The organism is Herbidospora mongoliensis (genome assembly GCF_001570545.1).
GTDB classification, from domain to species: domain Bacteria; phylum Actinomycetota; class Actinomycetes; order Streptosporangiales; family Streptosporangiaceae; genus Herbidospora; species Herbidospora mongoliensis.
In genome coordinates this window covers 19,690-43,153 of sequence record NZ_BBXD01000022.1, presented here as the reverse complement: position 1 = coordinate 43,153, position 23,464 = coordinate 19,690, and the positions used below count along the sequence as shown (strand labels likewise).

Below are 23,464 nucleotides of genomic sequence, written 5' to 3'. Positions count from 1 at the left end.
TGTCCGTTTTCATGGCCGACCTTCCCTTCCACGACCAGACCGACTTCGCCGACGCCGACCGGGGCTTCAAGGCCCGCCTCGATCCGGCGCTGATCAGGTCGGCCGACGGCCGGATCGTCTGGAACGCCGACGCCTACCGATTCCTGGAGCACGACACCCCCGCCTCGGCCGACCCGAGCCTCTGGCGGCAGAGCCGCCTGTGCGCCCGGCAGGGACTCTACGAGGTCACCGAGGGCGTCTGGCAGGTACGCGGCCTCGACCTGTCCAACATGACCCTCGTCGAGGGCGAGCGCGGCGTGATCGTCATCGACCCGCTGCTCTCGACCGAATGCGCCGCTGCGGCCCTGCAGCTCTACCGGTCGGAAAGAGGCGACCGCCCGGTCACCGGCGTGATCTACACCCACTCCCACGTCGACCACTACGGCGGCGTCCGGGGCGTCACCGACGGCCGGGACATCCCGATCATCGCCCCGGCCGGATTCATGGAGCACGCCGTCGCCGAGAACGTCTACGCCGGCACCGCCATGACCCGCCGGGGCGTCTACATGTACGGCATGGCGCTCCCCGTCTCCCCCGAGGGCCAGATCGGCTGCGGCCTGGGCCTGGCCGCCTCGCAGGGCACGGTCAGCCTGCTCCCGCCGACGATCGACGTCACCACGACGGGCCAGCTCGAAACGGTCGACGGCGTCCGGATCGTCTTCCAGCTCACCCCCGGCACCGAGGCCCCGGCGGAGATGAACCTGCTGCTCCCCGAGATGCACGCCGTCTGCCTGGCCGAGAACGCCACCCACACCCAGCACAACCTCGGCACCCTGCGCGGCGCCCAGGTCAGGGACGCGCGCATGTGGTCCCGCTACCTCAACCAGGTCCTCGACCTGTTCGTCCCGCACGCCGAGGTCGCCTTCGCCTCCCACCACTGGCCGACATGGGGCCGCGAGCGAATCACGAGACTCGTCCAGGAACAGCGGGATCTGTACGCCTATCTCCACGACCAGACCCTGCGAATGATCAACCAGGGACTCACCGCCTCGGAGATCGCCGAGCGGATGGAGCTCCCGCCCGGCCTGGAGACCGCCTGGAACACCCGCGGCTACTACGGCTCGGTCAGCCACAACGTGAAGGCGATCTACCAGCGCTACCTCGGCTGGTTCGACGGCAACCCCGCCCACCTGTGGGAACACCCGCCGGTCGAGCAGTCGAAACGCTACGTCGAATGCCTCGGCGGCCCCTCGGCCACCGTCGCGATGGCCACCCGCTACATCCAGGACGGCGACCTCAGATTCGCCGCCACCCTGCTCAATCACGCCGTCTTCGCCGCCCCCGCGCACGCCGAGGCCCGCAGAAGGCTCACCGAGGTCTACACCCGCCTGGGCCAGCACGCCGAGAACGGCGTCTGGCGCAACTTCTACCTGACCGCCGCCCTCGAACTCACCGCCCGGCGCACCTTCCCGTCCGGGGCCGACACGGCCGCGCCCGACGTGCTGACCGCACTCACCCTCGACCAGCTGCTCGACGCGGTCGCGATCAGGGTGAACGGCCCGAAGGCCTGGAACGAGACCCTGTCGATCGACTGGAACCTCACCGACACCGGCGAGCACCGCCGGACCACCCTGTCGAACGGCGCCCTGATCATCAGCCCTGGCGGCCCGGCGGACCTGCGGCTCCGCCTGAGCAAGCTGGAATTCCTCCAGGTGATCAACGGAGCGGCGCCGGGCGACCACGAAGGCGACCCGGCCGTGCTGACCCGGCTGCTGTCCCTGCTCGACGACCCCGACCCCGGATTCGCAGTGGTCACACCTGGATGACCGCCAGCGACAGCGGCGGCAGATAGAGATCCGGCCCGGTCAACGTGATCGCCTCGTCGGAGGCCAGCAGCACGTGTCCCTCGGGGACCCGGACCGGCACCGAGCTCTCCCCCAGGTTGGCCGCGATGCGGAGCGAGCCGCGTTCGATCACCACCCAGTGGCGGGTGTCGTCGTAGTCGACCTTGACCAGTTCGAAGCGGGGGTCGGCCAGGTCGGGGTGGGACTTGCGGAGCGCGATCAGGTCGCGGTACCAGCCGAGCAGGGCGCCGTGTTCCTCTTCCGCGTTCTCGGCCCAGTCGAGTTTCGATCTCCGGAACGTCAGTTCCTCCTGCGGATCGGGCGCCTTCCAGTCGTATCCGAAGTCCTTGAACTCCCTTTCCCTGCGCTCTCCCTCGTTGCCGGAAAGGGCGGGGTCGAAATGGTCGGTGAAGAAATAGAACGGCGTCGAGGCGCCCCATTCCTCGCCCATGAAAAGCATCGGGGTAAAGGGCGAGGTCAGCAGAAGTCCCGAGGCGACCCAGAGCTGGTCGACGGTCATCCGGTCGCCGGCCGGGCGGTTGCCGATCTGGTCGTGGTTCTGCGCCGACACCACGAACCGCCACCCCGGCAGGCCCCTCGCCGGGCGGCCGTGGGAGCGGCCCCGGAACGAGGAGTAGCTGCCGTCGTGGAAGTAGGCCGAGGTCAGGACCTTGGCCAGCGACGCCGGGCCGCCGAAGTCGGCGTAGTAGGCGTGGGTCTCGCCGGTGACGTTGGAGTGGATGGCGTGGTGGACGTCGTCGTTCCAGGTCGCGTGCAGGCCGAATCGGGTGATCAGGCCGGGGTCGTTGAGATCTGACTCGGCGATCAGCGTCAGCGGCCGGCCCTGGACGGCCGCGAGCACCTCGACCTCACCGGCCAGCTCCTCCAGGAAGTGGACGGCCCGCTTGTCGTGCAGGGCGTGCACGGCGTCGAGCCGCAGGCCGTCGATGTGGTAGTCGCGCAGCCACTGGAGGGCGTTCTCGATGAAGTAGCGGCGCACCTCGTCGGAGTGTCTCCCGTCGAGGTTGACCGCGTCGCCCCAGAAGGAGCCCTTGAAGTCGTGTAAATAGGGCCCGAACTTGTTGAGGTAGTTGCCCGACGGGCCGAGGTGGTTGTAGACGACGTCGAGGATGACGCCGATGCCGTTGCGGTGGCAGGCGTCCACCAGCGTCTTCAGGCCGTCGGGGCCGCCGTAGTCCTCCCGCACCGCCCACAGGTCGACGCCGTCGTAGCCCCAGTTCCGTTTCCCCGGTACGGGCGCCACCGGCATGATCTCGATGAAGTCGACGCCCAGGTCGATCAGGTGGTCGAGCTTGGCGATGGCCGAGCCGAAGGTCCCCTCGGGCGTGAACGTGCCGATGTGGAGTTCGTAGACGACCGCGCCGCGCAGGTCCCTGCCGCGCCAGTCCTGGTCGCCCCAGGTGAACTGGGCGTGGTCGTAGGCCCGGCTGGGGCCCTCGACCCCGACGGGCTGGCGGCGGGTGCGCGGGTCGGGGAAGGGGCCGTCGCCGTCGACATAAAGGGTGTAGTCGGCGCCGTGCGGGGGTTGGGGGCCACGCCACCACTCGCCGTCGGCCGTCAGGTCGTGACGGCCGGCCCGACTTTCGATCTCGACGCGGGCCGCTGTGGGCGCCCACACCTCGAACTGGTTCATCTGCTCTCCAGGACGGCGACGGGGAATCGGGACAGCAGGTGGGCCAGGGGTACCCGGCCGGTGAGTTCGGACCCGGTCAGCAGGCACTCCCAACGGCCCGGCGGCAACATGACGCTGTCGCCGCCGAACCCGCCGCGCCGCTCCAGTGCGGCGGGCAGCCGCGTCGCCACGGCCACCGCCTTGTCACCGCGCGCGAAGGCGATGGCGTTACGGCCGGCCTCGATCGGCGTATAGGACTCATCACCCGTAAACCGCTTTCTCGCACGTAGGCAGGCGGTCACGGTCCGGAGTTTCTGCCCGTCCCACGTGTCGTCGGGGTTCTCCAGCAGGGCTCGGCGAAGCGCGTAGTCGACCGGCCTCCGGTTGTCGGGGTCGACGAGGGAGAAGTCGGTGATCTCGTTGCCCTGGTAGAGGTCGGGGATCCCCGGCATCAGGAGCTGGACGACCTTCTGCCCCAGCGAGTTGGCGCGGGCGTACCGGTCGACCACGGCGGTGAAGGAGGCCACCGAGAAGCCGCAGACCTCGACGGCCTTGCGGCAGAAGTCGCGCAGCCCGGCCTCGTAGACGTCGTCGGGCTTGATCCACGAGATCGCGGTCTTGGCCTCGCGGGCGGCCTTGAGCAGGTAGTTCGTGAACCTGTCGACGTCGATCGGCCAGGCCGCCATGAGCGACTGCCAGGCCAGGTAGTCGAGGGCCGGGTCGAACCTGACCTGGCCGCTCCACGACTCGACCGCGTCGGCCCACACGTCGGGTATCTCCGACAGCACCGCCAGGCGCGCCCGGACGTCCTCGGAGCGCTTGGTGTCGTGGGTCGACAGCGTCGTCATGGTCGTCGGGGTCATCACGGCGCAGAAGGCGTGGAACTCCTCCGGGGTGACCGCGAAGTGGTCGGGTTCGCCGCCGACCTCGTTCAGGCAGGCCAGCGGAAACCAGCGGTAGAGCGCGGTGTCTTCCACGCCCTTCGCCATCACCGGCCCGCACGTCTGCTGGAAGCGGGTGACGGCCTCGTCGGGGCCGTACAGGACCTGGTGCGCGACCCTGGCGACGGCGCCGGGGTCGGTGCGGCGGCCCGCCTCGACGGCGGCGCCCTCGACGATGCGGATCGCCTCGGCCGAAGGGGGTTCGCCCGGGTTCACGTAGGCCCGGTAGACCGGCATCGCGGCCAGCATCTCGACGAGCGCGTCGCGGAGGCCGGGTTCGCCGAGCGCGCTTTCGAGGCGGTCGACCTCACCTCTAAAGAACAGGGATATAACGTATTTCTTCGCCTCGTAGCGGACCGCGTCATAGTCGGCCGAGACGCCGGTGCGCTGCGTGAAGGTCTTGATCAACTTCTCCGAGCCCGCCGGGTCGACGAACAACCGCGTGATCGCGTTGAGCGCCTCGTAACCGGTCGTGCCCTCGCACGGCCAGTCGGTGGGAAGACGCTCACGGCCGATGAGGATCTTCTCCACCCAAACGGGCACCGACGTGAACTGACGAAGCCGGCGAAGGTAACCCCGGGGATCGGCGAGGCCGTCGGGGTGGTCGACGCGCAGGCCGTCGATGACACCCTCGTCGATCAGGTCGAGGGTCAGCCGGTGGGTGGCCTCGAACACCTCGGCGTCTTCGACCCGCACCCCGATCAGGGACGACACGTCGAAGAAGCGCCGGTAACCGGGCGGTTCGGTCCAGGGGACGAGCCGGTAGTGCTGAGCCGCGAGAAGCTCGTCGAGTGGAAGGCCCGCGGTTCCGGCACGCAGCGGGAACTCGTGGTCCCAGTAGCGCAGCACCTCGCCGTCGACGACGAACTCCGGGTTCTCGCCCAGCACCGGCAGCGCGACCGGGAAGGTGAGGTCGAACCAGGCGGCGTAAGGGGATTCGGGACCGAGCTGGAGAACCGACCAGAGCTGGGCGTTGTCCGACTCGGGCACCGGCACCGTCATGTGGTTCGGCACGATGTCGGCCACGATCGAGAACCCCTGCCCGGCCAGCGCCCTGAGGCCCTTGACGCCACCGAACTCGGCGCGGACGCGCGAGTGGTCGGTGACGTCGTAGCCGTGCTGGGAGCCGGCGACCGCCTGGAGCGTCGGCGACAGATAGATGCCGCCGACGCCGAGATCGCGCAGGTAACCGGTCAGCTCGGAGAGCGCTTCGAAGCCGAATTCAGGCGTGAGCTGGACACGGTAGGTCGACGTCACGATGGGCCCCTTACCCCGCTCCTCAGAGTGCAGAAACGTCACAACCGGCGCAGAACCCGCACGGAACGTCCCGCGACGGGCACCGCCTCCCCGGCCCGGCACATCCGCGTGCCGGTCGCGATGGGCATGGCGGTGTCGAGTTCGGTCTCCCACATCTCGCCGTAGTCGTTGGGGATGGTGAACTCGATCGCCTCGTAGTGGGCGTTGAAGAGCAGCAGGAACGAGTCGTCGACGATCCGCCGACCGCGGCTGTCGGGCTCGGTGATGGCCTCGCCGTTCAGGAACACCGCCAGCGCCTTGGCGTAGCCGTTGTTCCAGTCGGGGTCGGTCATCTCGGTGCCGGCGGGGGTCAGCCAGACGATGTCGGACAGGGGGTCGCCGGAGCCGCGGACCGGACGTCCGTAGAAGAACCTGCGCCGCCGGAAGACGGGGTGTTCGCGGCGCAGCTTGGAGACCCGGCGGGTGAAGTCGAGGAACAGCCAGTTCTCGGTCCAGTCGACCCAGGCGATCTCGTTGTCCTGGCAGTAGGCGTTGTTGTTGCCGCCCTGCGTGCGCCCGAGTTCGTCGCCGTGCGAGATCATCGGCACGCCCTGCGACAGCAGCAGCGTCGCCAGGAAGTTGCGCTTCTGCTGCTCGCGCAGCTGCGCGACAGGCCCGGTCGCGGGGCCTTCGACCCCGCAGTTCCACGACCGGTTGTCGTTCGCGCCGTCGCGGTTCTCCTCGCCGTTGGCCTCGTTGTGCTTGTCGTTGTACGAGACCAGGTCCTCCAGCGTGAACCCGTCGTGGCACGTGACGAAGTTGATGGAGGCCGCCGGCCGCCGGGAGTCGAGCTGGTAGAGGTCGCTCGACCCGGTCAGCCGGGACGCGAACTCGGGCAGCCGGGCGGGCTCGCCGCGCCACACGTCGCGGATGGTGTCGCGGTACTGGCCGTTCCACTCCGTCCACCGGGCCGGGAAGTTGCCGACCTGGTAGCCGCCGGGCCCGACGTCCCAGGGCTCGGCGATCAGCTTGACCTGCGAAAGCACCGGGTCCTGCTGGACCAGGTCGAAGAAGGCGCTCAGGCGGTCGACGTCGTGGAGCTCACGGGCCAGCGACGACGCGAGGTCGAAGCGGAACCCGTCGACGTGCATCTCGGTCACCCAGTAGCGGAGGGAGTCCATGATGAGCTGCAGCGCGTGCGGAGACCGCATGAGCAGGCTGTTGCCGGTGCCCGTGGTGTCCATGTAGTAGCGGTTGTCGCTCTCGACCAGCCGGTAGTAGTTGGCGTTGTCGATGCCCCGCATGCTCAGCGTCGGCCCGAGGTGGTTGCCCTCGGCCGTGTGGTTGTAGACGACGTCGAGGATGACCTCGATGCCGGCCTCGTGCAGGGCCTTCACCATCGCCTTGAACTCCAGCACCTGCCCGCCGCGCTCCCCCGAGGAGGAGTAGGCGTTGTGCGGCGCGAAGAACCCGATCGTGTTGTAGCCCCAGTAGTTGGACAGGCCGCGCTTCTCGAGGATGTGGTCGGTGACGAACTGGTGGATCGGCATCAGCTCGATCGCCGTGACCCCGAGCGAGGTCAGGTGGTCGATGATGGCCGGGTGGCCGATGGCGGCGTAGCTGCCCTTGATCCGGTCGGGAACCCCCGGATGCTGGATCGTCAGGCCCCTGACGTGGGCCTCGTAGATGAACGTGTCGTGGTAGGGCGTCTGCGGCGGGCGGTCGTGGCCCCAGCCGAAGAACGGGTTGATGACCACGCTGCGCGGCACGTACCGCGCCGAGTCGCTGTCGTCGCGGCTGGCCGGGTCGCCGAAGGTGTAGCCGTAGACCGCCTGGTCCCACGTCACCGCGCCTTCGATGGCCTTGGCGTAGGGGTCGATGAGGAGTTTGTTGGGGTTGCAGCGCTGGCCCTGCTTGGGGTCGTAGGGGCCGTGGACGCGGTAGCCGTACTGCTGGCCGGGCTGGATGCCCGGCAGGTAGCAGTGCCAGACATGGCCCTCGACCTCCGAGAGGGAGACGCGTTCCTCGCCGCCCTCGTCGTCGAACAGGCAGAGGTCCACCCCCTCGGCGACCTCGGAGAAGAGGGCGAAGTTGGTGCCCGCACCGTCATATGTCGCGCCGAGCGGATAAGGATCCCCCGGCCAGATCTCTCGCATCTTCATATGCTCCATCGCGGGAACTCTCTTTGCCCGCATATCGCGAGTTACTCCCACGGGCCGGGAAAACCTCGGTTTCGTGGGGAAACGGGCGCGTTACAAACGGGCAACAACCTGGCAGAACACTCTTGTATGGACAGTAGCGAGGTGCGCTTCCTCGACGTTCACGGGTACAGGCGGGCGTACCGGATTGCCGGTGGCGGACCGCCCTTGTTGCTGATCCACGGCATAGCGGACAGCTCCGAGACGTGGAAACCCGTAATGGAGAGGCTGGCCGAGCACCACACGGTGATAGCCCCTGACCTGCTAGGACACGGTGACTCCGACAAGCCGCGAGCCGACTACGGCGTCGCGGCCTACGCGTGCGGCATGCGCGACCTCCTCGGCGTCCTCGGCGTCGACGAGGTCACCGTAGTGGGCCACTCCCTCGGCGGCGGCATCGCGATGCAGTTCGCCTACCAGTTCCCCGAACGCTGCGAACGCATGGTCCTGGTCAGCAGCGGCGGCGTCGGCCGCGAGGTCCATCCCCTGCTCCGCCTCGCCAGCGGCCCCCTCGCCGCCGAAACCGGCCTCGCCGTCGCCACCTCGGCCCCCGTTCAAGGTCTGGTACGTCTGGTCGCCCCCCTCCTGAAGCGAGGCCTGCGGATGGGCCCCGACTTCGACCACGTGCTGGCCCGCTATCAGGGCCTGACCTCGATGACCGCCCGGCAGGCGTTCCTGCGGACGCTGCGGGCCGGGGTCGACATGCGCGGCCAGGTCATCACGATGCTCGACCGGTGCTACCTGACGGCGGGCATGCCCACACTGATCATCTGGGGCGCCAACGACACGGTCATCCCCGCGACCCACGCGACCGTCGCCCACCAGGCCATGCCCGGCAGCCGCCTGTCCGTCTTCCCCCGCACAGGCCACTTCCCCCACCACGACCAGCCGGAGCGGTTCGTCGACACCGTCGTCGAGTTCATCAAGAACACCCACCCCCAGAAATACGACCAGGAGAAGTGGCGCGACTTCCTCCGCAGCGGCCACACCTTCCCTCCGGAGACCTCCAGCGGCACCTGACCGTCTAGCGGAGCGCGTCGAAGGCGAGCTTGATCCGCCGGCCGGTGATCGTCGGGCCGTGCGCCGTGGCCAGTGCGGTGAGTTCCATGGCGGCGATCTGGTCGACGTACCCGCCGAAGACCACCGGGTCCAGCCACGCCCGCCAGGGGCTCAGGCCCGTCGCGAAGCGGCAGACGGCTTCCAGGTGTTCGTCGGCGGGGACCTCCGAGGCGTCGACCACGGGGGTGGCCACCACGGCGCCGAAGCAGTCGGCGGCCCAGTAGACGCCGGTGCGGTCGTCGTAGAGGCCCAGGGTGGCGGAGGCGTCGTACAGGGGCGGGCGGACGGCCCTCAGCGTGCGGCCGCCGGCGACCCAGGACTCGCCGTCGCGGATGTGGCGGATCCTGCGGCGGGGATCGAGCGGGGGGTGGCGGAGGCGGCCGGTGACCAGGGTGGCGCGGGGGCACAGGTCCAGGACGGTCGTCAGGTTGCCCACGTGGTCGGCGTCGTCGTGGCTGATGAAGATCCATCGGATGTCCGCCGGTTCGACCACGGCGAAGACGTCTTCGAGCCACTGGTCGCGGTGGAGGGCCGAGCCCGTGTCCACCAGCACCGGCTCCCGGCCTGTGATCACCATGGTGTTGACGAAGCCGAACCCGTCGGCGGCCGGGACGAGGCGTGGGATCAGCACGGTGTCGGGGGCGATGCGATGCGGTTCGAGCATGCGGTCCAGCTTCGCCGGTCCGGCTTGGCCGTCACTTGCCGGGAACTTGTCGGGCTCAGTGGGTGATTCAGCGGGGCATGCCGGCCCTCCGGGCGAACTCGTCGGCCGATTTCCGCAGCGTGGCCGAGTCACGGCCCTGCACCTCGGCCAGGCGGGCCAGGCAACTGTCGGCCACCGCCCAGCCGAGGACGCGTCCGGTGCAGACCTCCAGGTGGGGGTAGAGGGCGTCGGCCGCCTCCCGGTCGTCGAAGGCCACGATGAGCTCGGTGAGCAGGTCGGGGACGATCCGGTAGGCCAGGTCGCCGACCATGACGGCGAAGCCGTCGCGCGACAGCTCGGCGAAGATCTCCCTCGACTCCTCCTCCCGGCCCACGTCGAGCAGGAGGGCGCAGCGCAGGATCGTCCACAACTGTTCCCGGCCGTCGATCTCCAGGGCCGCCGCCGAGTCGCCCTCGGCGCGCAGCCGCAGGGCGCGCATCAGGTCGGCGCGTGACTTCGGGCCCCGGCCGCCGTCCGGGTGAGCGCGGGCGGCCTCCGCCGCCTCGGCCTCCGCCAGGGCCAGGTCGCCGACCATGTAGGCCACGATCGCCGCCCACCAGCCCGCCAGGCTCGCGAGAGCCGGGCGACGCAGTTCGACGGCGGTCTCGCGCAGCCAGGCCAGGATCGGCCGGCCCTCCTCGAAGCGGCCCTGGGTGAAGAGTTCGACGAACCAGGCCTCCTCGACCAGCCACTCGTCGACCAGATCGACGGTGACCTCGCGCATCCGGGCGATCAGCGCCTCGCGCTCGGCGATGGGGGCCACGCCCCGCGACAGGAGATCGGCCGCGCTCAGCGCCCGCAGCAGCGAGCGGTCGTCGGACGCCTCCTCGATCGCCTGGGCCGCCAGAGCGCGGCTGGCGTCCATCGGGCGGCTGAAGGCGCCGATGATCGCCGCGGCCGACAGCAGCATCGAGCGCCAGCGTGCCCCCGCCCCGCGCAGCGCCCGGTCGATCCGCTCGACCAGGACGGCGGTGGCGTTGAGCTCCTCGTACATGGCCCAGACCAGCGGGTCGGAGAAGCCCAGCGCCGCGCGGGCCAGGCGTTCGCCGTCGCCCAGGTCGTCGGCGACGGCGACGGCCTCGTCCAGAACCGCGTGTACGCGGGAATTGAGGCCCGCCACCGTCAGCGCCTCGGCCAGTTCGATCAGCAGGTCGCACTTCAGCGCCAGGTCGGTGACGGGGAGCTGGCCCGTGAGGGCGACGGCGTGCTCCAGATGGCCGGCCGCGTCCTCGTGGGCGAACTGGCCGGTGGCGTGCCGGGCCGCGGCGCGGGCGTAGGTGATCGCCTTGGTGGCCATGCCGGAGATGACCAGGCCCTCGCGGTAGTGGTAGGCCAGCTCGCCCGGCTGGGTGCCGCGGCTCTCCAGCACGGCGGCGACCCGCGCGTGCATGCGGCGGCGGCGCAGCGGGGCCAGGCCGTCGCGCAGCACGTCGCGCACGATGTCGTGGCTGAAGGTGTAGTGGAGCGACCGCTCGGTCAGCAGCCTGGCCTGCACCGCCGCGTCGAGCACGTCGAGCACCTGGTCCTGCGGCAGGTCGAGCACGTCGAGCAGCACGCCCAGCTCGGTCTCCCGGCCGATCAGGGCGGCGGCGCTCAGCACGTCGTGCGCCCCCGGGGGCAGCGCGGCCAGCCGTCCGCGCAGCACCTCGGCCATCGCGCCCGGAGTGTCGCCCAGACCGAGGAAGAACGGGTTCCCGCCGGTACGCCGCAGTTCCACCCCCGCCCGAAGCGGATCGGCGCCCGATCGGGCCAGATATTCGGCCACCGCGTCCTCGGGCAGCCCGCCCAGGGTCACGCCCTCGACGTGCGACAGCCGGCGCAGCGCCGCGAGCGCGCGGGCCAGCGGCTCGCCGACCTCGGTGTCCCGGTACGTCGCCAGCACCGTCAGCCCCGGGCACGACCGCGTCGTGGCCAGGAAGTCGAGCAGGCGCAGCGAGGAGGCGTCGGCCCACTGGAGGTCGTCGAGCACGATCACCGTCGGGCCGGCCGCGTTGACCAGGCGGGCGATGGCCTCGTACATGGGGAACTCGCCGGTGGCGGCGGTGATCTCGGCGAGTTCGCCGTCGCGGCCGGTCAGTTCGCGCAGCGCCCGCACCCACGGCCAGAACGGCGGCGCGCCACCGCCGTCCCAGCACCGGCCGATGACCACCCGCGCCCCGGACGCCCGATGCGCGGCGGCCTCCACCAGGCTCGTCTTGCCGATCCCCGGCTCCCCGGCGACCAGCACGATCCGGTGGCCCGGCGCCTCGACGGCGGCGGCCAGCCGGTCGAGTTCGGCCGACCGGCCCAGGATCTCCTCCGCCGGCGGCGGCGCGACCATCCGCACCTGCGCCGCCGGGGCGAGCCCGGCGTCCTGCGCGAGGATGCGCGCCTCCAGCTCACGGGTGCTCGGATCGGGGTCCAGGCCCAGCTCGTCGACGAGCACCCGCCGCCCCTCGGCCAGCAGCGCCAGCGCGTCGGCCTGGCGTCCCGCCTGGTAGAGGGCGTGCGCGGCCTGCCTGCGGACCCGTTCTCTCGTCGGGTACGCCGCCACCAGCCGCGCCAGCTCCGGCACCAGCTCCGAACCCCGGCCGAGCGCGAGGTCGGCCTCGTTGGCCTCCTCGACCACGGTCAGCCGCAGCTCGTCGAGCGCGACGCGTTCCTCACGCGCCCAGGCGAGGTTCTCGAACCCGGTCAGCGCGTCGCCCCGCCACTCGCTGAGCGCCAGCCGGAACTCCCGCGCCGCCTTCCCCGCGTCTCCGGCGTTGAGCAGCCGCCGCCCCTCGTCCACCCGGATGGCCGCCCGGCGCAGGTCGACGTCGGCGTCGGGGATGTCCAGGGCGTAGCCGCCGGACCGGCCGACGAGCACGGCGGCGGCCCCCCGGCGCGACCGGCTCGGTTCGAGCGCCCGGCGCAGCTTGGAGATGTACGCCTGGACGGTGTTCACCGCACTCGCCGGCGGCGCCTCGTCCCACAGGGCGTCGATGATCCGCGCCACGGTCACCGGCCGGGGCGAGGCGAGCAGGCAGAGCGCCAGCACCGAGCGCTGCTGGAGCGGTCCGATATCCAGAGCGACGCCGTCGGCGCCGATCACCGTGATGGGCCCGAGCACCCGGAATTCCATGGGCGGACTCTACCGAAAAGGGGCCAATGTCCAGCTCGCTGCGGCCCTCACACCTGCCGTGGGCCGCCCGCGCGCCGGAGCAACCGGCGGGCCGGGCGCGGACCGGTGGCAGGCTCCGTGGTGCGCAGCCAGATCTGGATGGCCGCGCCGCCCAGGGGCGACCGGTCGACCTTGAGGTGGCCGCCGGTCGATTCGGCCAGGCGGCGGGCGATGTCCAGACCGAGGCCGGTCGAGCCGGCGCCGCTGTGGCCGCGCTTCAGCGCGCCCGCCGGGTCGTCGATGCCCGGCCCCGCGTCGGCGATCAGGATGCCGACCATGCCGGATCCCTGGTGGAGGGTGACGGTGAAGGCGGTGCGTTCGGGGGTGTGCCGGAACACGTTGCCGAGGGTGGCGTCGATGACCGCGCTCAGGTCGGCCGCCGCCACCGGGACCTTGGCGGGCTCCTCGGTTCCGTACAGATCCCAAGGTCTGGCCTGGTCTTCGGCCAGCGCCGACCAGAAGGCGAGGCGCTCCTTCAGGACGGCCGCCGCGTCGCACCCCATGGTCGTCGGACGGGCCGGCCGTCGGGCGGTCTCGATGATGGCGTCGACCGCGCGTTCGAGGCGGTCGACCTGCTCGGCGGCCGGGCCCTCACTGCCGACGTGGAGCCGGAGCGCGGTGAGGGGGGTTCTGAGGCGGTGGGACAGGTCGGCGGCGAGTTCCCTCTCGGCGGCGAGGAGCCCGGCGACCTGGTCGGCCATGGTGTTGAAGGCCTGACCGGCGGCGACCAGCTCAGGCGGGCCCGCCGGGGTGATGCGGACCGACAGGTCGCCGGTGCCGAGGGCGCCCGCGGCGGCGCCCAGCGACCGGGTCGCCTTGACCATCCGGGAGCCGAGCCGGTCGGCCACCACGACCGAGCCCGCGACCAGCGCGACCGCCACCCCGGTGAGGATCGCCCAGGAGGTGGCGACTCCCTCGCCGAGGGCGGCGTCGGGGACGTACACCTCGATCACCGCCCTTCTCCCCCGGTCCAGCGCGACCGGGCGGAGCAGCGCGAACCCGCCGGGCACCTTGATCGTCTGGGCCCGGACGGCAGCCGGGTCGACGCCGCCGATCCGCGAGACCCCGACGGACCCGCCTTCGAGGTGGACCGCCAGCCGCGCCGCGCCACCGGCGGCGGTGCTGGCCAGGGCCGGTTCGAGGCGTTCCGGGTCGGTGGTCACCACCAGCGCCGGGACGATCATGCTGGCCTGCCGCTCGGCGTCGCCCAGCGCCCTGCTCTCGGCGGCCTGCTTCACGGCGGCGGCCAGCGGGATCAGGAACGCGAGCGCGACCATGGCCGTCACGGCGACGGCGACGAGCGCCAGGCTCCTGCGCATCTACTCGGCACCCGGAGCGCTGAGGCGGACTCCGACCCCCCGGACCGTATGGATGTAGCGAGGGCTCGACGCGCTCTCCCCGAGCTTGCGCCGCAGCCACGACAGGTGGACGTCTATCGTCTGGTCGTCGCCGTAGGACTGCCGCCAGACCTCGGTCAGCAGCTCCTTCCGCGACACCACCCGGTCGGGCCGGGCGCCCAGATAGGCCAGCAGGTCGAACTCCCGGCGGGTCAGCTCCAGCGCCTTCCCGTCGAGCGCGGCCTCCCGCCGGGCCGTGTCGACGGTCAGCCCGCCCACCCGGATCGCCGCCACCGCCGGTGTGGTCCGCGCCCGCCGCAGCACCGCCTCGATGCGCGCGTTGAGATGGTCGCCGGAGAACGGTTTGACCAGGTAGTCGTCGGCGCCGTCCTGGAGCAGCCGGACGATCTCGGCCTCGTCGTCCCGCGCCGTGGCGATGATGACCGGCACGTCGGAGATGGCCCGCAGCATCTTCAGCGCCTCGGCCCCGTCGAGGTCGGGCAGGCCCAGGTCGAGCACCACCACGTCGGGCGGGAAGTGCGCGATGTCGCGTAACGCGTCGAGGGCGCCACCCGCACTGCGCACGGCGTGGCTGCGGCCACTCAGATCGCGGATGATCGCCGACCGGACGAACTCGTCGTCCTCCACCACCAGTACCGTCGCCATGGCCCCACACGTTACGACACGTTTCCATGGTCTTTCGGGGATAATGGCGCCATATGCGTGCGATCGGGTACACCGTGGCGTGGTGCGGGGCCACCGCCCTCGCCGTCGGGGTCGCCTGGTTCGGCGTCAGCGGCGTGTTGCGTACGGCCCTCGGCGACGGCGAGCCGCTGACTCCCCTGGTGGTCGCGGCGCCCCAGCCGAACGTGGTGTCAGGCGTCCGGCGCGAACCGCCCTCGCCCGAGGCGGCCGTGCCACCGAGCGAGCCACCGGCTTCCATCCAGGTCACACCCACCGCCGCAGCCGCCACGCCCCGGCCCCGGAAGACGCCCGCCGCGACCCGCCGCCCGACGGTCACCGCGACGACGAGCGAGCCGAAGCCGACCCCGCCGCCAGCGCCCAAACAGAGCCAGGCTCCCCAGCCTTCGCCTTCCGCCCAGAGCCAGGCCGCCCAGTCGGAGGAGAAGCTGCACACCTTCAACCTGAACGGCGGCCGGGCGACGGTGGCCGTACGGGAGAAGGACTGCCGGATCGTGTCGGCGACCCCGGCCGAGGGCTGGGAACTGCAGACGTGGACCGAGCCCTACTGGCTGCGCATCACGTTCCTGCGCGACGGCAAGGAGTCGTCGGCCTTCTGCACCTGGAACGCCCTGCCACCGAGGCTGGACACGTACGAGACCTAGTCGCGCCTCGATCGGGTCTCACCCAATCTCAGGTGGCCATTTCTCATGGCGGTGGCGGCTTCGTGGCCGCGTACACGACCGGAACCCCGTGCCCGTCGTCACGCCGCGCAAAGAGAAAGGGGCGGCCCGGCCGCCCCACTCCCGCAATCGAAGAAAGGCCTGATTACAGCGACTTCTGGAACTTCTGGAGTTCCTTCAGCTGCTTGTCGCCCGCCTCGATGATCGCGTTGGCCATCTGCACCGCCGGCCCGTAGGAACCGCCGTCCGCCTCGTCCCCGGCCAGCTTCAGCGCGCCCTTCTGGTGCTGGATCATCAACGCGGCGAAGCGCTCGTCGAAGGCGGCTCCCGCCGAGCCCGCCAGATCGGCCATGTCCTTCTCGGAGATCAGCCCCGGCATCGGCTGGCCGCGCTTGAGCGGCTCCACCTCCCACTCGGCCAGCCACCCCTTCAGCGTCTCGACCTCGGGCTCGCGTTCCGCCCGGTACGCGGCGGCGAAGTCGCGCACCCACTGGTCGCCCGCGGCGGTCGCGGCGAGCCCGGTCAGGTCGTAGGCCTGCAGGTTGTGGGTGATCAGGGCGGCGGCGAAGGTCTTGTCGGGCACGTTCGGCCCGGCGTCCGCGACGACTTCCGGCTCCTCGGTGGCCGTCGGCTCCTCGGCCGGCTCGGTCGCCGAGGACTCCTGCGAGGCCGTCACGGTCGGAATCGGCGCGGCGGAGGTGGCCGCCGAGGTGGCTGCGGGGGAAGGCGCGGCGTCGACCACGGTCTCGGCGGCGCATCCGGACATCAGGGCCGCGGCCACGATGGCGGGCAGGGCGATCCGGGGGAAGGTCGTCATGGGGCGAGACCCTACCGAAACCCACATAAGGGGGTGTTCATATAAAGGTTGGAGGGCCACACATCGCACGATTCGCGCCTCCCGCAGAACTCTCCTAACTCTTTCGGTCAAACTTTGATGCGCTTCCGGAGCACCTGTTCTAGCCTGCGATCATGCGCAAGGGGACCGAAAATCGATGAAAGGTTTCATCCACACGAAACCTCTGTTGACACGCACGAAACAGTGCTACGTTCTTGGGAGCGCTCCCAAGCCGCCGCGTAACACAATTCGGGCCTGAGGAGACCGGATGGCCGATCTTCCCACCCTCGCAGAGGTAGCCGCCGCTGCTGGCGTCTCCCCGGCAACCGCTTCCCGAGTCCTGACGGGCTCGGTCAGAGTGACCACAAGCACCAGGCGACAGGTCCACGACGCCATGTCGCGCCTGGGGTACGTCCGCCGGAGAGCCCCCCGGGGCTCCACCGCGCGCCGTACGGACCAGATCGTCGCCGCAGTTGTCTGTGAGCAGACGCCTCGGTTGTTCACCGAGCCGTACTACGCACGACTGCTGTCGGCCGCCGAAGAGGTGTTCGCGGGCCACGGGGTACCCCTCGTGATCATGACGGCCACTCCGGCGACCGCCGCGATCGCCGCTCCGCCACTGGTGGCAGGGGCTGTCGACGGGGTGCTCCTGATCGGGGCGCGGGCCCGCCACCCGCTCGCCGTGACACTCGCCGCCTCAGGGATCCCGGTCCGCAGTGCCGGGCGCCCGCCGGACGGCGTGGATCTGCCGTACGTCGACATGGACAACCGCGACGGAGGCCGCCAGGCCGCCGAGCACCTACTGCTGAGCAACAGGCGGGTGATCGCCACGATCGCCGGGCCGCCGACTCTTCCGGCGGCACGCGACCGGCTCGACGGGTTCCGGGAGACCCTCCGCGACGCGGGGGTCACCGACATGCCCGTCGCGTACGGCGACTTCACCCACGCTTCGGGAGCGCACGCCATGCAATGGCTGCTGCAACGCGCGCCCAGGCTGGACGCGGTGTTCGCCGCGTCCGACGTAATGGCGGCCGGCGCGATCCAGGCGCTGCGGCGAGCCGGGCGCAAGGTGCCCGACGACGTCGCGGTGGTCGGGTTCGACGACGCCCCCATCGCCCGGCACACCACGCCCACGCTCACCACGGTCCGCCAGCCGGTGGAGGAACAGGCGGCTCTGGCCGCCCGGATGCTCCTCATGGCCCTGGCCGACGGTGAGGCACCCAAGGGCAATCCGGTCCTGCCCACGGAACTGATCGTCCGTGAATCGACCTGAGCTGGCCGAAGGCGATGTCCTGACCCGTCGCTATCTGCTCCAGGAGCGGATAGCGACGGGCGGGATGTCGGTCATCTGGAAGGCGTTCGACCAGTCGCTCCAGCGGACCGTCGCCATCAAGCTGCTCGACTCCTCCCTCGACGGCGACAACCCCGGCCGGGAACTCATCCGCCGGGAGGCCAGGGCGACGGCCCGGCTGATCCACCCCGACGCCATCGAGGTCTACGACTACGGCGAGACCGTCACCCCCCGGGGACGCCTCGCCGCCTACGTCGTCATGCGCCTTCTCGAGGGCCGCTCCCTGGCCGACCGCCTGTCCGACGGCCCGCTCCCGTGGGAGGAGGCCGCCTCCATCGCCGCCCGCCTGGCGCTGGTGCTCGCCGCCGCCCACGAACGCGGCATCGTGCACCGGGACGTGACGCCGGAGAACGTCCTGCTCACCTCCGAGGGAGCCAAGCTCCTGGACTTCGGCATCGCCGCTTTCGCCGGCGAGGCCGACGACGACCTGGTCAAGGACTTCGGTACCCCGCCGTACGTCGCCCCCGAACGCCTCAAGGAGTTACCCGCCGCACCCGCGGTGGACGTCTACTCCCTGGGCGTCCTCCTGTACGAAATGCTGAAAGGCCACCCGCCCTACCCCGAGACGACCTGGGAGGGCATCGAACAGGCCCGCCGCGACGGGCCACCCCCCAGCGCCGAGGGCGTCCCCGGACTGCCCCCCGAGATCGCGGCCGTCTGCCGCCGATGTCTGTCGCCCGACCCGACAGACCGGCCCAGCGCCCGCGAGGTCGCGGCCGCCCTGCTACCCGGCGAGGCCGAACGCGAGCCCGGCTGGGTCAAGTGGGGCGCGGCCGTGGCGGGGGTCCTGGCCCTCAGCATCCTGGTCTGGCAGCAGCCCGGCGGCACCCCGGCCGGGCTGGCCGCGGACATGAGCCTGACCGTGACCCCCACGAGCCAGGCCACCTCCCGCACCTCACCCGACCAGAGCCGCCCCGTCCTCGACCCCAACCCGGACACCGCCGAACCCCAGGCCACCGAAGCGGGCGCCCCGGACACGGGCGGCCCCACCGAAACCGACCCGAAGCCTGACAGGGCAACCGGAGACGACCCCTCCGCCGGAGGCGACCCCCCGGCAGAAGAAGGCCCCCCGCCTGGAGACGATCCCCCGGCCGGCGAGAAACCCGATCCCCCGCCGCCCCGCCCCACCCCTCGTCCGGGATCGACTCTGGCCCCCATTCCGCTGGCCAGCCCGATCCCCGGCGCCCCGACCGTGGAGTCGGCCGCGGCGGGGTTCGACCGCCTGGTGACCGAGGGCAGGAAGTCGGGCGACATCGGCAAGCTGGCCGCCGAGGACCTGCGACTCGAACTGCGCAACATGATCGCCAACAACGACGGCGGCGCGGTCCCCAACCTCCGTATAAAGCTGAACGACCGCCTCCGGGAGGGCGTCCTCACTCCTGCCCTCAAGACACGGCTGGAGGCGGCCCTCGACCGGCTGTCGGCAGCCTTCGCAGCGAAGGGAACCTGACCGGAGCGGGTTACACCGAGACAGCCACCTACCGCTGCCGGGGGCCAGCCACCCGACGGTGTCGTGGCTGCCCGGCTGGGCGTCGTCATGACCAGTCGGGCACCGCAAGACCGGCCGCGCGCCGTAACGGCCAGTCGGGCATCGCATGACCGGCTGGGCGTCGCAAGGCCATTCAGGCTGGAACGCCGGGGCCCTTCCCGGTCCACTCTGTGGAACGCCCGGTGGAAGGCGATCTTCTGACCCGCGAGAGTAAGGGCGATCGTGCGGGCCTCCGCACGTGTCCGCACGATCCCTTGAATTACGGGTTTAATCCTGCGAGAACCCATGGGAGCGCTCCCGTCAATGGGAGCGCTCCCAGAATAAGCACGTGTTTCCTGCCCGTGTCGGAGCCGTTGCCAGACCCGCTCGCCACCTTCCCGCAATCCTGCCGAATCTTTCATGCGGAATCTGCCCCCTTTCATTGGGTAGCCTGCGGGCCCATGAGCGGATTCAAAAAGTTCCTCCTCCGCGGCAACATCGTGGAGCTCGCGGTCGCCGTGGTCATCGGCGCCGCCTTCGGCGGCCTCATCCAGGCCGTGGTCGCCGACTTCATCACACCCCTGGTCAAGGCGATCACCGGCGGCGCCGAGGACAGCTTCGGCGAGCTGAAGTTCACCTTGAACGGCAGCGACTTCGCCTACGGTCACTTCCTCAACACGTTACTGAGCTTCATGATCATCGCGGCGGTCGTCTACTGGCTGGTGGTCACACCCATGACCCGGCTGGTCACCATGTTCGAGAAGGACAAGGTCTCGACGGAGAAGCAGTGCCCCGAGTGTCTGAGCGACGTACCCATCGCGGCTCGTAGGTGTGCGTTCTGCACAAGCGACCTCACCCCGGCGGCGGCCGAGCGGCCACCGGCGTAAGGGTTCGGGCATAAGGCAGGCGTAAAAGCTGTAAGCGGCCTGAAAGGTCGTCGCAAGTCGGCTTCCCTAGTGTCCCGTCTCGTCAAAGACAACTAGGAAGGCACTCTCCCAATGAAGACCGCTCGCCTCATCCTCGTCGCCGGTGCGACCACTCTCCTCATGGGCCTCACCGCTTGTGGCGCCGGCTCGAACACCACTGAGGTGTGCAACGAGGCCATGAAGGCGTTCACCGACTACAGCACCAAGGTCGGCCAGGCCGCCGGAAACCTCGACGGGATCAACACGGAGACCCAGGCTCTCGCGACCCAGCTCAAGGGCCTGGCCGACAAGGCCGACGGCGACCTCAAGTCGTCGCTGACCGCCATGTCCACCACCTGGGCCAGCCTCAAGATCGACCCGGCGAACCCCTCGGCGATGACCGAGTTCGCCACCAAGACCTCCGAGGCGACCCAGCAGCTCGCCACCGCCTGCGCAGGCTGATCGAACCGCCCCACCGCCGGGCCGCCCAACGGCCCGGCGGGGGACAAAAGGCTCAAGATCTTTTCTTTCCGTTACGGCTCCGCCCACCCTGGCACCGCCCGCCGCGGCCCCGGCCCGCCCCGCACCCGGCGCCAACCGGCCGCGCACACTCCGCCCCGCAACGGCGGCACAGCAGAGCAGCGGCGATCTCGCCCAAAGTCAGCCCCAGCCGTCACCCGGGACGACGAACGAGCGGGCCGGCAACGGTCCGGCGATCTGACCCACGAACGGGCCGACAGCGGTCAGGCGAGCTGACGAACGAACCGGCTGGCGGCGGTCAGACGATCCGGCAAACGAACCAGCGGTCGACAATCCGCGAGCAGAGGCCGGCCACATCAGCAGGCGGCGAACCCGCAGGCGTCGAGATGGCCCACCCACCCGGGGCCGGACCATCTTCTCCCATACGACTGACGTTTTCGCCCTGGCCAGCCGCGCCCTGGGGAAACCGGACCGCCCTACCGATCAGGCCGCCCAATCCTTCTCGGGCAGTTCGGCCACCCAAGCCAGGCGAGAAGAAAACCGGTCGAAATGCGACATGGGCACGAAAGGCGAACCCTCGATCAGGAAGGTGCCCAGAGAGGCGAAACAGACGAACCCGCGAAACGGGCGCCATGCAACCCGGGCGGCAAACCAACCCTCGGCCCGCATAACCGACCAAGAAGCGAAACGGGCGGCCCCGCAAAACGAGCGGCAGACGACACGGGCGGCAAGCCGACCCTCGGTCAGCGAAACGGGCGGCCCGGCGAACGACCGGTATAAAACACGGGCGGCGAAGGACTCGACGGAAGAACCGGCCCGCAACCGCAGATTCGGACAAAAGCCCCAAACGGGCAAACAATGGGATCGGCAAGCGAGCCGATCGGCACCGGCCGACCACAAGGGACCCGGCCGGTAAACGGCCAAGTCGTGAACGGTCCGGCGATCTGATGCTTCAGCACACGACACGGCCGGCGATTCAACGGGCCGGCGACGATCAGACGATGAGAGGGCCTCGCCGGTGACTACCGGCCGGCAAGCGGTCCAGGGGCGATCGGCCGAGCTGGTGAACGGGTCGACTGACGGTCGCGAGGGACCTGGGTGGGAATCGGCCGGGTCGGTGAACGGTCCGGCGGGCAATCGGGCTGCTGACGAAGAAGGTGGCCGGCGAATGGGCCGGCATACAGAACGACCAGCTGAATCAGCTGGTCAAACAGGCTAACCCGCGATCGCCGTGCCTCCGAGGAGGTACGGCGATCGCGGCGTTTTCCGAACACTCATGCTGGGGGATCCAGGCCGGGGTGGCATTTCCCTGGTGACCCCGTCGACTCGGCGCGACGACGGGAGGGACCGAACCGTATCCACCAGGAGACGGAAGTTGGAGCATGGACGAGGGCATTCGGCTCTGGCGGAACCGGCACCCGAGATACATCGGATGTTTTGTAGGAGAAACCACAGATGTCCTACATGTTTCGGGACGATAGATGGGACTTATGATTTTTGTCAACAGAAGTCTGCCGATCGACGAGATTAATTACCCCACCAGGGCCCCATGTGACGTTGCACTGCGCCCACCTGCCAGCAGGAACACGCTCCCACGGGGTTCAGGAACGGTCCGACCGGGGATCACAATGCAGGCCTGAGCCCGTTGACCCCCTCCATATCCCGTAGTAACAATGTCATCGATCAGCTCAAGGGCGGTGGCAGCCCGCGGGTCGACACAGAGTCACAGAGACGTGATCGGCGCACGCGTCCCTCATCGAAGAGGAGTAAGCGTGAGCGACACGCATGCCCAACAGGACGCTCTCCGCCGAAGCCTGGGCCTGAACCGGCGCCAGTTCATCGCGGCCACCACCGGTGTGGCTGCCGCCACGGCCGGGGCACTCGCCCTGCCCGGGGTCGCGATGGCCGACGACGCCCCCGTCGCCGACCCCGCCGCCGCGGCGGTGCTGCCGGACGACCGGAGCGCCCTGGTTCCCGCCTCCCAGCGAGGCATCATCCTCTACACCGTCCGCGACGCCACGGGCCGTGACCCTCTGGTCAACACGGCTCCCTCGGGCTTCAAGGAAGTCCTCGCCGCCCTGGCCACGATCGGCTACAAGCAGGTCGAGTTCGCCGGCTACACCCAGCACGCGAACGCCGAAGGCGGCCGTACGCTCGAGTCCGTCGCCGGCGCGCAGTTAATGCGTTCGTGGCTGGACGCCAACGGCCTGCGGGCCCAGGGCAACCACGGCTTCATCCCCTCGTCGTGGCCGCTGAGCCAGGCCGACATCGACCGGTTCAAGCAGCACCTGGAGATCGCCAACATCCTCGGCATGCAGCATGTCGGGACCGGCAGCGACCCCACCAGCAGCAACTACAAGGCCGACTGGGACATCGCCATCGCCAAGTGGCACGCGCTGGGCGAGCTGGCGACCGCCGCCGGGCTGAAGCTGTACACGCACAACCACGACGCGGCGTACAACTTCCTGCTGGACAGCGGCCCGCTGGACGCGCAGGGCCGGCCGACCCGTTCGTCCGGTGTCCGCAAGCTGGAGTACTTCCTCAGCCAGACCGACAAGCACCTGGTCTACCTGGAGATGGACCTCTACTGGGCTCACGTCGCCCAGTACCGGTTCAGCGTCTTCACGGCGCCGGACGGCTCGGTCCAGCAGAACATCTTCCAGCCGTTCCAGCTGGTGCGCGACAACCAGAAGCGCTACCCGCTGTTCCACATCAAGGACGGCAAGAGCAACCCGGCCCTGCCGGCCGGTTACGAGATGGCCCCGCTGGGCGTCGGCAACATCAACTACCGCGAGTTCTTCGAGACGGTGAAGATCCGCGACAAGCACAACCCGATGATCGAGCAGGACACCGCGCCGGGCACCGACCCGATGCAGTCGCTCAACATCGCTCAGCTGAGCTGGAACAACTGGGCCGCCATGCGCGAAGACCGGTACTACGAGTAACCACTGAGCAGTCGCAGGCCAGTTTCATACCGGACCGCCGCGCG

Annotated in this window: 16 protein-coding genes; 8 read left to right on the top strand and 8 right to left on the bottom strand. The window is 70.1% G+C overall.

What is annotated here, in order from left to right:
- Nucleotides 1-11 precede the first annotated feature (11 nt).
- Nucleotides 12-1,805 (top strand): alkyl/aryl-sulfatase, encoded by a 1,794-nt coding sequence (locus AW272_RS32050; protein WP_066373599.1) that lies wholly within the window; start codon nt 12-14, stop codon nt 1,803-1,805.
- On the opposite strand, the gene treZ is transcribed toward AW272_RS32050, so the two are convergent.
- The 3 genes from treZ to glgX are packed head-to-tail and all read right to left on the bottom strand — an operon-like array spanning nt 1,792 to nt 7,789.
- Complete coding sequence (gene treZ / locus AW272_RS32045) at nt 1,792-3,477, bottom strand: malto-oligosyltrehalose trehalohydrolase (RefSeq protein WP_066373174.1); 1,686 nt, start codon at nt 3,475-3,477, stop codon at nt 1,792-1,794. The two genes, AW272_RS32050 and treZ, sit on opposite strands and share 14 nt — an antisense overlap.
- Entirely contained in the window at nt 3,474-5,654 is a 2,181-nt protein-coding gene (gene treY, locus AW272_RS32040) for a malto-oligosyltrehalose synthase (RefSeq protein WP_066373173.1), read from the bottom strand. The genes treZ and treY overlap by 4 nt, the downstream gene beginning before the upstream one ends.
- 38 nt (nt 5,655-5,692) lie before the next feature.
- On the bottom strand, nt 5,693-7,789 hold the full coding sequence (glgX, locus tag AW272_RS32035) for a glycogen debranching protein GlgX (RefSeq protein ID WP_066373598.1): 2,097 nt from the start codon (nt 7,787-7,789) through the stop codon (nt 5,693-5,695).
- Between the two features lie 132 nt (nt 7,790-7,921).
- Between glgX and AW272_RS32030 the strand changes: the two genes are divergently transcribed.
- Nucleotides 7,922-8,851: an alpha/beta fold hydrolase gene (locus AW272_RS32030; RefSeq protein ID WP_066373171.1), complete on the top strand. Its 930-nt coding sequence runs from the start codon at nt 7,922-7,924 to the stop codon at nt 8,849-8,851.
- A gap of 4 nt (nt 8,852-8,855) precedes the next feature.
- Here AW272_RS32030 and AW272_RS32025 read toward each other — a convergent pair whose 3' ends face one another.
- The 4 genes from AW272_RS32025 to AW272_RS32010 form a co-directional block, all read right to left on the bottom strand.
- On the bottom strand, nt 8,856-9,554 hold the full coding sequence (locus AW272_RS32025) for an oxygen-binding di-iron domain-containing protein (RefSeq protein ID WP_066373169.1): 699 nt from the start codon (nt 9,552-9,554) through the stop codon (nt 8,856-8,858).
- A 67-nt stretch (nt 9,555-9,621) separates the two neighbouring features.
- Nucleotides 9,622-12,696 carry an ATP-binding protein gene (locus AW272_RS32020; protein WP_066373167.1) on the bottom strand — a complete coding sequence of 1,025 codons (3,075 nt, stop codon included), beginning with the start codon at nt 12,694-12,696 and terminating at the stop codon, nt 9,622-9,624.
- 47 nt (nt 12,697-12,743) lie between these two features.
- Entirely contained in the window at nt 12,744-14,054 is a 1,311-nt protein-coding gene (locus AW272_RS32015) for a sensor histidine kinase (protein WP_066373166.1), read from the bottom strand.
- Nucleotides 14,055-14,738 carry a response regulator transcription factor gene (locus AW272_RS32010; protein WP_066373165.1) on the bottom strand — a complete coding sequence of 228 codons (684 nt, stop codon included), beginning with the start codon at nt 14,736-14,738 and terminating at the stop codon, nt 14,055-14,057. It abuts the gene before it with no gap.
- A 53-nt stretch (nt 14,739-14,791) separates the two neighbouring features.
- On the opposite strand from AW272_RS32010, the gene AW272_RS32005 reads away from it, so the two are divergent.
- Nucleotides 14,792-15,418, top strand: a complete 627-nt coding sequence (locus AW272_RS32005; RefSeq protein ID WP_066373164.1) for a hypothetical protein — start codon at nt 14,792-14,794, stop codon at nt 15,416-15,418.
- A gap of 163 nt (nt 15,419-15,581) precedes the next feature.
- Here the strand turns inward: AW272_RS32005 and AW272_RS32000 are convergent, their stop codons facing one another.
- Nucleotides 15,582-16,253 carry a DUF305 domain-containing protein gene (locus AW272_RS32000; protein ID WP_066373162.1) on the bottom strand — a complete coding sequence of 224 codons (672 nt, stop codon included), beginning with the start codon at nt 16,251-16,253 and terminating at the stop codon, nt 15,582-15,584.
- 286 nt (nt 16,254-16,539) lie between these two features.
- Between AW272_RS32000 and AW272_RS31995 the strand changes: the two genes are divergently transcribed.
- The 5 genes from AW272_RS31995 to AW272_RS31975 all read left to right on the top strand — a co-directional run bounded on the left by AW272_RS31995 (nt 16,540) and on the right by AW272_RS31975 (nt 23,420).
- Complete coding sequence (locus AW272_RS31995) at nt 16,540-17,544, top strand: LacI family DNA-binding transcriptional regulator (protein WP_066373160.1); 1,005 nt, start codon at nt 16,540-16,542, stop codon at nt 17,542-17,544.
- Entirely contained in the window at nt 17,531-19,072 is a 1,542-nt protein-coding gene (locus AW272_RS31990) for a serine/threonine-protein kinase (RefSeq protein WP_157518944.1), read from the top strand. Before AW272_RS31995 ends, AW272_RS31990 begins: the two co-directional genes overlap by 14 nt.
- 479 nt (nt 19,073-19,551) lie before the next feature.
- Nucleotides 19,552-19,977, top strand: coding sequence for a large conductance mechanosensitive channel protein MscL (gene mscL / locus AW272_RS31985; RefSeq protein ID WP_066373159.1), 426 nt, complete (start codon nt 19,552-19,554; stop codon nt 19,975-19,977).
- Nucleotides 19,978-20,088: 111 nt separating this feature from the next.
- Nucleotides 20,089-20,457 carry a DUF8711 family protein gene (locus AW272_RS31980; RefSeq protein WP_066373158.1) on the top strand — a complete coding sequence of 123 codons (369 nt, stop codon included), beginning with the start codon at nt 20,089-20,091 and terminating at the stop codon, nt 20,455-20,457.
- Nucleotides 20,458-22,247: 1,790 nt separating this feature from the next.
- Nucleotides 22,248-23,420, top strand: coding sequence for a sugar phosphate isomerase/epimerase family protein (locus tag AW272_RS31975; protein WP_066373156.1), 1,173 nt, complete (start codon nt 22,248-22,250; stop codon nt 23,418-23,420).
- Nucleotides 23,421-23,464: the final 44 nt, after the last annotated feature.

Coding starts and splice junctions, on each gene's coding strand:
- AW272_RS32050 (WP_066373599.1), top strand. CDS start 12: ATGGCCGACCTTCCCTTCCACGACCAGACCGACTTCGCCGACGCCGAC.
- treZ (WP_066373174.1), bottom strand. CDS start 3,477: ATGAACCAGTTCGAGGTGTGGGCGCCCACAGCGGCCCGCGTCGAGATC.
- glgX (WP_066373598.1), bottom strand. CDS start 7,789: ATGCGAGAGATCTGGCCGGGGGATCCTTATCCGCTCGGCGCGACATAT.
- AW272_RS32030 (WP_066373171.1), top strand. CDS start 7,922: ATGGACAGTAGCGAGGTGCGCTTCCTCGACGTTCACGGGTACAGGCGG.
- AW272_RS32025 (WP_066373169.1), bottom strand. CDS start 9,554: ATGCTCGAACCGCATCGCATCGCCCCCGACACCGTGCTGATCCCACGC.
- AW272_RS32020 (WP_066373167.1), bottom strand. CDS start 12,696: ATGGAATTCCGGGTGCTCGGGCCCATCACGGTGATCGGCGCCGACGGC.
- AW272_RS32015 (WP_066373166.1), bottom strand. CDS start 14,054: ATGCGCAGGAGCCTGGCGCTCGTCGCCGTCGCCGTGACGGCCATGGTC.
- AW272_RS32010 (WP_066373165.1), bottom strand. CDS start 14,738: ATGGCGACGGTACTGGTGGTGGAGGACGACGAGTTCGTCCGGTCGGCG.
- AW272_RS32005 (WP_066373164.1), top strand. CDS start 14,792: ATGCGTGCGATCGGGTACACCGTGGCGTGGTGCGGGGCCACCGCCCTC.
- AW272_RS32000 (WP_066373162.1), bottom strand. CDS start 16,253: ATGACGACCTTCCCCCGGATCGCCCTGCCCGCCATCGTGGCCGCGGCC.
- AW272_RS31995 (WP_066373160.1), top strand. CDS start 16,540: ATGGCCGATCTTCCCACCCTCGCAGAGGTAGCCGCCGCTGCTGGCGTC.
- mscL (WP_066373159.1), top strand. CDS start 19,552: ATGAGCGGATTCAAAAAGTTCCTCCTCCGCGGCAACATCGTGGAGCTC.
- AW272_RS31980 (WP_066373158.1), top strand. CDS start 20,089: ATGAAGACCGCTCGCCTCATCCTCGTCGCCGGTGCGACCACTCTCCTC.